1 protein-coding gene and 1 pseudogene are annotated in these 1,799 nt (G+C 44.3%); both read right to left on the minus strand.

Annotation, left to right across the window (positions count from 1 at the left end; genetic code table 11):
- A pseudogene (locus A3756_RS19460) lies at positions 1-270 on the minus strand (cytochrome c oxidase subunit I); the annotation flags it as partial.
- A 13-nt stretch (positions 271-283) separates the two neighbouring features.
- Positions 284-1,405, minus strand: a complete 1,122-nt coding sequence (gene coxB / locus A3756_RS19465; RefSeq protein WP_082865175.1) for a cytochrome c oxidase subunit II — start codon at positions 1,403-1,405, stop codon at positions 284-286.
- Positions 1,406-1,799: the final 394 nt, after the last annotated feature.

Below are 1,799 nucleotides of genomic sequence, written 5' to 3' on the forward strand. Positions count from 1 at the left end.
AATCAAGGCATGTGTAGTGACCATGTTATTGAAAAGGTCAGGCTCCAAAAACTGCAAGCCAGGAAAGTACAACTCTGCTCTAATGAGCATTGCCATACCACCACCCAAAAATAACATAATGAGAGAAAACACCAGGTACATGGTACCAATATCTTTATGGTTAGTGCTGAATAACCAGCGGCCTATACCCTTCGGTGGCTCATTGTGGTGATCATGATCGGCGCTTGAAACGTCCTGATTTTGTTCATCAATTGTAATAGTAGAACTCATTGATTATCTCCTCCTAGCGCGCCGCTTTGACATCAGCTGGTTGCACAACATCACCTGTGTTATTACCCCAGGCATTTCTTTCGTAGGTTACGATTGCTGCCACTTCCAGGTCATTCAACTGAGCGCCCCAAGCAGCCATGGCTGTACCCGATACACCCTTGATTACGACTTCAAGATGTTTAGCGGGGTCGCCTTTGGCAATTTCGCTACCAGCCAGCGCTGGAAATGCGGGGGGAACACCAGAGCCATCGACTTGGTGGCAGGCTCCGCAGTTGGTGTTGTAGAGGGACTCGCCCCGAGCCATTAATTCTTGCATTGGCCAGACAGTGTCTGAAGAAGCTTCCTTCTCTTTCGCTATCTTGATTTCCTTTTGCTTTGTCATCCATGAATCAAACTCGCTACCGGCAATCGCTTCAACTTGAATGGGCATGAAAGCGTGCCCCGTACCACAGTTTTCGGCACATTGGCCGTGATACGTGCCAGCCTTCTCGATAATAGTCCAGGTTTCGTTGATATAGCCGGGAATGGAGTCTTTCTTAACCGCAATTGCCGGAACCCACCAAGCGTGAAGAACATCGGTTGCGGTATGAAGGAAACGAATTCGTCGGTCAGTAGGTAGGTAGAGAGGGTTATCCACCATTCTTAAATAGCGATCACCAGCTTGTTCCTCAGGCAGTAGGTTACTGACGATCTTAATATCGTCTTCCATGTACTCGTATGTCCACTTCCATTGGGAACCTGTCACTTTAATTGTCAGGTCTGCTGGGGTCTTATCTTCAATTAAGTCAAAGGTAGAGCTTGCGCTGCCAGCAATACTTAAATCAATAGCGAGTACAATAATCGGCACCAGAATCCAGGACCATGTGCCAAACTTGCTGTTATGAAATTCTTGGTCGGCTTCGTAATTTTTCGACTTTCTGAATTTGAATATGGAGTAAAAGATGACGACGGTGACGAGGATCATAATGATCAGTGCGATGTAGGCCGTCATCATATGGAGGTCAAATACTTCCCGTGTTACAGGAGAGACTGGCTCAGGAAGGTTAAGAGCGTATTCAGAAAATACATTCCTGGAGGCAAGCAAAAGACTTGGCATGGCAATAAGCATGCTGAGCTTGCGTAAACGATTTGGCATCCGTTGATCCTCATCAAAGGCATACCAGATTCTGAGTCGAAGTGAATTTGCCGAACTTTATTCGTTAAGGGGCATAATCACGTCTTTAACCGTTGTGTGGCAAATCAAGATGTCAAAAATATCTAGTTATTATTTTCAATCTGGCCTGTTCTATTTATGTAATGCGGAACATTTTTAGAGGCCGACAACATTGCTACTACTTAAAAAATAAAACGATAACCTAGTTACTTAAAGTATCTGAAACCAATAAGGTTATTCCAGAATTTGGCTATGGTTTGTTTTAATGATGAAATCGAGAAGCAGGGTTTATAGCAATCTGCTTAGTCAGAAGCAGCTCTATAAGAAGCACGGCTTACGTTTCATCCCCTTTATTATATTTGTTAGTGATTCTTTC

It is taken from the genome of Oleiphilus sp. HI0086 (genome assembly GCF_001635225.1).

Coding starts and splice junctions, on each gene's coding strand:
- coxB (WP_082865175.1), bottom strand. CDS start 1,405: ATGCCAAATCGTTTACGCAAGCTCAGCATGCTTATTGCCATGCCAAGT.